The organism is Cellulomonas algicola, assembly GCF_003851725.1.
Taxonomy (GTDB): domain Bacteria; phylum Actinomycetota; class Actinomycetes; order Actinomycetales; family Cellulomonadaceae; genus Cellulomonas; species Cellulomonas algicola.
On record NZ_BHYL01000402.1, the window covers coordinates 1 to 5,692 of the forward strand.

Sequence of the window (5,692 nt, forward strand, 5' to 3'; positions counted from 1 at the left end):
GGCGTGGACCGGCGCGTCGGCGGCGTCGGCCGTGGCGCGGGGCCGGTCGGGGGCCGGCCGGCCCAGGAGCGCTCGCGGCGGCAGCACGCGGTCGATCCCGACCAGCGCGAGACCGAGCACGGAGAACCCCACGCCGTAGATCGCGACGTTGAGTGCCAGACCGCCCCAGCCGAGCTCGCCGAGGTCGATGAAGCCGTACGGGTAGCCGAGGTCCCAGACCAGCCCGCGGACCGTCGCGAACGCGCAGTACGCGAGCAACCAGCCGAGCCAGTACGCGGCGTGCCGCAGCCGCAGCCGGCGGTGCGCGTCGAGCAGCACGAAGTCGAGGAACGCCGCGATCGGCGTGATCTCGTGCTCGATGGTGCCCGACGTCAGCCCGAACGCGACCGCCGGGGCGTCGGCGGCCTCCGGCGCCAGCACGAAGTACGAGATCAGGCCGGTGATCGCGAGGAACAGCGTGATGCCGCCCTTGAGCCACGCGGGCGGCTGCGGGCGACCGAGCAGCGACGCGAACCCGGCCCAGATCATCACGACCGCGAGCATCAGGCCCGACTGGTTGGTGAAGTAGACGAGCCCGTCGAGGTCGCCGTCGAGCCAGATCTCGTGGGTCCCGATGAGCGCCAGCGTGGCGATCGCGAACCGCACGAGCGCGACCGGGACGTTGACGGCGGAGACGGACATGGTGCGGGGCCCTTTCGACGGCAGCGTCGGTGCTGTGGACGGAACCTTCGCACCTCCACCGGGGGTGCCGCAGCCACCCGCGGTGGTGACGTGCCCACGCCCTCAGCGTGTCGCGGCGTCCCCGACGATCGCGTCCGCGTGGTCGGCGACCCACGCCATGAGCGGGAGCAGGCGCGCGACGAGCTCGTCGCCCAGCGGGGTGAGGGAGTAGTCGACGCGCGGCGGGACGGTGCCCGTGACCTCGCGGTGCACGAGCCCGTCGGCCTCGAGGGTCCGCAGCGTCTGGGCCAGCATCTTCTCGCTGATGCCCTCGACGACGCGACGGAGCTCGCCCCACCGCATCGAGCGCTCGGACAGCGCGACCAGCAGCAGGACGCCCCACTTGCTCGTCACGTGGTCGAGCAGGACCCGGCTGGGGCACGCGGACGCGAGGACGCCGTCCGTCAGGAGGCGGTCCATCACGCTGACCTCGTTGCTTACCGTCACGTCCGTACCTTACGTCGAAGTGGGTACCTCCCGACGGGAAGGTGTGCCGATGCGGCCCGGTTGACGACGACGACACACCCGCCGCCCGGGCTGCCGGGCCACCGAGAGGACCACCATGTCGATCGTCGTCACCGGAGCCACCGGCCACCTCGGCCGCCTCGTCGTCGACCACCTGCTCGACCGCGGCGTGCCCGCTCAGGACGTCGTCGCGACCGGCCGCCGCTCCGTCGACCGCCTCGCGGACCTCGCCGCGCGCGGGGTGCGCACGACCGTCGCCGACTTCGACGACCCCGCCACGCTGACCGCCGCGTTCGAGGGCGCCGACGTCGTGCTGCTCGTGTCCGGCAGCGAGGTCGGCCAGCGCGTCCCGCAGCACACGCGCGCCATCGAGGCCGCCTCCGCCGCCGGCGTGGGCCGCGTCGTCTACACGAGCGCCCCGCACGCCGACACGACGCCGCTGCCCCTCGCCGTGGAGCACCGGGCGACCGAGGAGGTCCTGCGCGCGTCCGGCCTCACGTGGACGGTCCTGCGCAACAACTGGTACTCGGAGAACTACCTGCCCGTGCTCGAGCAGGCGGCCGCGACGGGCGTCGTCGTGTCGAGCACTGCGGGCGGACGGGTCGCCTCCGCACCGCGCGACGACTACGCCGAGGCCGCCGCCGTGGTCCTGTCCACCGACGGGCACGACGGGCGCGTGTACGAGCTCAGCGGCGACGTCGCGTGGACGCACGACGAGCTCGCCGCGGCCGCCGCCGAGGCGCTCGGCCGGCCCGTCGAGCACCGCGCCGTGTCACCCGAGGAGCACCGGGCGATCCTCGAGGGCGCCGGCCTCGACGCGGGCACGATCGGGTTCCTGCTGACGATGGACGAGGGCATCGCGCGCGGCGACCTGGCCGACGCGACCGCCGACCTGCGCACGCTCGTCGGCCGCTCGACCGTGCCGCTGCTCGACACGTTCCGCGCCGCCCGCGCCTGACGCCCGGCACGCGCGGCGCCGCGCCGACCGCTCGGCGTCGACGACACCCGGTCGACCCGGGTCTGGGTACCGCTCATCGCGTCCGCGCGGTACTCAGACCCGGGTCGTGCGTCGCGGCGGTCGGGCGGACCGTCGGGCGGGCGGGCGGACGGGCGGTCGGGCGGCCGTCGGACGGGCGGGCGGTCGGTCGGCGAGGCGGTGGGGGCCGGGTTAGCCTCGGGCGGGTCCGGGTCGACGGAGAGGCGGGCGCATGGGCAAGGGTGGACCGGTCACGTTCGGGGTCGTCGGAAGCGGCTGGCGCGCGGAGTTCTTCCTCCGCGCGGCGCGGCTCATGCCGGACAGGTTCCGGTGCGTGGGGGTCGTGACACGGACCGCCGAGCGCGGTGCCGAGGTCGAGCGGGCGTGGCAGGTGCCGACGGTCCGCACGATCCCCGAGCTCGTCGCGGACCGGCCCGAGCTCGTCGTCGTCTCCGTGCCGTGGCCCGTCACGCCCGAGGCGACGCGCGAGCTCGTCGGCCTGGGTGTGCCCGTGCTCGCCGAGACGCCGCCCGCGCCCGACGCCGACGGCCTGCGGGCGCTGTGGGCCGACGTGGGCGCGTCCGGCCTGGTCCAGGTCGCCGAGCACAGCCCGTCGATGCCGCAGCACCAGGCCCGGATCGCGCTCGTCGACGAGGGTCTGCTGGGCACGCCGACGAGCGTGCAGATCTCGTCGACGCACCTCTACCACGCGGTCGGCCTGGTCCGGCGGCTGCTCGACGCCGGACGCGGTGAGGTCGACGTGCACGCCGTCTCGACGACCGCGCCGCTGCTCGACCCGAGGAGCCGCGACGGCTGGACCGGCGAGACCGAGCCGCGCGACCGCTGGTCGCTCCTCGCGACGCTCGACTTCGGCGGCGGGCGCACCGCGCTGTACGACTTCACCGAGAACCAGTGGCACAACCCGCTGCGCACCAATCGGATCGTCGTGCGCGGCTCGCACGGCGAGCTCGTCGACGACCGCCTCACGCGCTGGGTCGACGAGCGGACCGTCGTGACGTCGTCGCTCGTGCGCCGCATGTCCGGCGTGGAGCAGGACCTCGACGGGTTCGACCTCGAGCACGTGAGCCTCGACGGCCGCGTCCTGTACCGCAACCCGTTCGACGGCGCCCGCCTGGCCGACGACGACGTCGCCGCGGCGACCCTGCTCGCCGGCACCGGCGCGTGGGTGCGCGGCGACGGCCCGCCGCCGTACCCGCTCGCCGACGGCTGCCAGGACCACCTGCTCGGCCTCGCGATCGAGGAGTCGGCGCGCACCGGCCGCGCCGTCCGCACGGCCCGGGAGGCGTGGGCGGACGCGTGACCGGCCGGGTCACCTCGCGACTCCGGGCGGGCGACGCCCGCTGGTCGGAGGTCTGCCCCTCGACGGCCGACGCGACGGTCGGCTCGTCGAGACGCCCGCTAGTCGCGGACGACGCCCGCCTCGACGGCGACGATCGCCGCCTGCACGCGCGACGCGCACCCGAGCTTCGCGAGCACGCGGCTGACGTGCGTCTTCGCGGTCGACTCGGCGATGACGAGAGCGGCGGCGACGTCGGCGTTGGACATCCCCGCGCCGAGGCACGCGAGCACGTCGCGCTCGCGGCCCGTGAGCGCCGCGACCGCCTCGGCCTGCGCCGGCTCGGGCACGTCCGGTGCGGGCTCGGGCGCCGCCGCGACGAGGTCCGCGAGCAGCCGTCGCGTCACCTCCGGCGCGAGGACCCCGTCGCCCGCGGCGACGCGCTGCACGGCGTCGACGAGCGCCGCGGCGCCGGTCGTCTTCAGCAGGAACCCGACGGCGCCCGCACGGAGCATGCCGAGGACGTACTCGTCGAGGTCGAACGTGGTGAGTGCCAGCACGTCGGCGAGCCCGTCGCGCGTGATGACACGGGTCGCCTCGATGCCGTCGACGCCGGGCATGCGGACGTCCATGAGCACGACGTCGGGGCGCAGCGCGCGGGCGTTCGCGATCGCGGCGGCACCGTCGGCGGCCTCGCCGACGACCGTGATCCCGCCCTGCTCGAGCAGGAGCCGCAGCCCCGCGCGGATCGCGGCGTGGTCGTCGGCGAGCAGCACGGTGGGCGCGCGTCGCGGCGAAGGCGCTCCGCCGGCGCTCATCCGACGACCGCCGGCAGGTGCGCGCGGACGGTCCACGTGCCGTCGCGCTCGCCCGCGTCGAGCGTCCCGCCGAGCGCCTCGGCGCGCTCGCGCATGGTGAGCAGCCCGGTCCCGCCGTGCAGGGGCGGCGTGACGGACGAGCCGTCGGTCGCGTTGCTGACGGTGACGTCGAGCGCGTCGGCGCCGGCGTCGAGCACGAGGTGCGTCGTCGTGCGCGGCGCGTGCTTGGCGGCGTTCGTGAGGGCCTCCTGGACGATGCGGAACGCGGCGTGGTCCGTCGCGGCGGCGAGCCCGACGGGCACGGAGCCGGCGACCACGACCCGCTGCCCGGCGGCACGGACCGTGCGCAGCAGGTCGTCGAGGCGGTCGAGCCCGGCGGGGGCGGTCACCGCGTCGGGGCGGCCCCGCAGGACGACGATCATGGCGCGCAGCTCCGCGAGCGCGTCGAGCGTCCCGGCGCGGACCGCCCTCAGCGCGTCACGGTCGGCGTCGGGGTCCGGCGGTCCGGCGAGCGCGGCCTCGGCGCGGATCGCGACGGCCGACACGTGCCCCGCGACGACGTCGTGCAGGTCGCGCGCCGTGCGGGCCCGCTCCTCGCGGACGGCGGACTCGCGGTCGAGGTCGGCGATGTGCGCGAGGTCGTCGGCGTGCGCTCGAGCGAGCTCGGCGGCGGCCTGCTCGGCGTCGGCGCGCTGCCGCTCCGCCTCTGCGCGCCGGCCCTCGGCCTCGGCGCGGTCCCGCTCCGCCTCCGCCCGACGTCCCTCCGCCGCAGCACGGTCCGACTCGAGCGCGGCGAGCTCGTCGCGTCGCCGCACGTCGTGCGCCCACCACAGCGGTGTCCCGAAGATCGCGACCGACTGCAGGAGCATGAGGACGGCCTCGCGCGCCGGTGCCCCCAGCGCGAGCGTGACGACGGCCGACAGGACGACGAGGACGACGACGGCCACCACGATCCGCCGCCGCACGGCCTCGCGGGTGAGGAGCGCGGCGGTGTAGAGCGCGTCGAACAGCGCGACGAGCGTCGCGACGCTGCCGCCGAGCAGGGCGTCGAGCAGCGCGCAGGCCGCGGTGACCAGGAGCACCGCCACCGGGTGCCGACGCTTGACGACGAGGGCGGTCGACGCGACGACGAGCAGCACGACGTGCCACAGGCCGACCCGGTCGGCGACCACGTCGGGGACCCACGGCGCTGCCGAGCTCGCGACGCCCAGCCCGAGGAGCACGAGACCGAACAGCAGCGTCCCCACGGCGGCCGTCCGGTCGTCCCACCAGCCGCGCTCCCGCGCGACCCGCAGGAGCCGCGCACCGCGGTCCCACCAGCCGGTGCGGCCCGCGCTCGCCGGCACCGTCGACGGGGGCGCCCCGCCGGCCGTGCCGCCGACGGGCTCGCCCGGGACGCGTCGCACGGCGTCCCGC

General features: G+C 76.3%; 6 protein-coding genes. 2 read left to right on the top strand and 4 right to left on the bottom strand.

From position 1 onward, the window contains the following. A partial coding sequence (locus CTKZ_RS19930) for a Pr6Pr family membrane protein (RefSeq protein WP_200829846.1) occupies positions 1-681 on the bottom strand: 681 nt, incomplete at its 3' end. Between the two features lie 102 nt (positions 682-783). Further along, positions 784-1,167 (bottom strand): winged helix-turn-helix transcriptional regulator, encoded by a 384-nt coding sequence (locus tag CTKZ_RS19935; RefSeq protein WP_370520944.1) that lies wholly within the window; start codon positions 1,165-1,167, stop codon positions 784-786. Positions 1,168-1,282: 115 nt separating this feature from the next. Between CTKZ_RS19935 and CTKZ_RS19940 the strand changes: the two genes are divergently transcribed. Together CTKZ_RS19940 and CTKZ_RS19945 are read left to right on the top strand one after the other, a co-directional pair. Next, positions 1,283-2,143: an SDR family oxidoreductase gene (locus CTKZ_RS19940; RefSeq protein WP_124344547.1), complete on the top strand. Its 861-nt coding sequence runs from the start codon at positions 1,283-1,285 to the stop codon at positions 2,141-2,143. Between the two features lie 250 nt (positions 2,144-2,393). Then, positions 2,394-3,482 (top strand): Gfo/Idh/MocA family protein, encoded by a 1,089-nt coding sequence (locus CTKZ_RS19945; RefSeq protein ID WP_124344548.1) that lies wholly within the window; start codon positions 2,394-2,396, stop codon positions 3,480-3,482. A 98-nt stretch (positions 3,483-3,580) separates the two neighbouring features. Here the strand turns inward: CTKZ_RS19945 and CTKZ_RS19950 are convergent, their stop codons facing one another. Both CTKZ_RS19950 and CTKZ_RS19955 read right to left on the bottom strand, forming a co-directional pair. Then, a complete protein-coding gene (locus CTKZ_RS19950; protein WP_124344549.1) occupies positions 3,581-4,276 on the bottom strand; it encodes a response regulator in 696 nt (231 codons plus the stop codon). Continuing rightward, positions 4,273-5,692, bottom strand: a 1,420-nt coding sequence (locus CTKZ_RS19955) for a sensor histidine kinase (RefSeq protein WP_124344550.1), incomplete at its 5' end; no start/stop codon positions are given. The genes CTKZ_RS19955 and CTKZ_RS19950, both read right to left, overlap by 4 nt.

Excerpts from the sequence above, each read along its gene's own strand:
- CTKZ_RS19950 (WP_124344549.1), bottom strand. The coding sequence starts at position 4,276 with ATGAGCGCCGGCGGAGCGCCTTCGCCGCGACGCGCGCCCACCGTGCTG.
- CTKZ_RS19940 (WP_124344547.1), top strand. The coding sequence starts at position 1,283 with ATGTCGATCGTCGTCACCGGAGCCACCGGCCACCTCGGCCGCCTCGTC.
- CTKZ_RS19945 (WP_124344548.1), top strand. The coding sequence starts at position 2,394 with ATGGGCAAGGGTGGACCGGTCACGTTCGGGGTCGTCGGAAGCGGCTGG.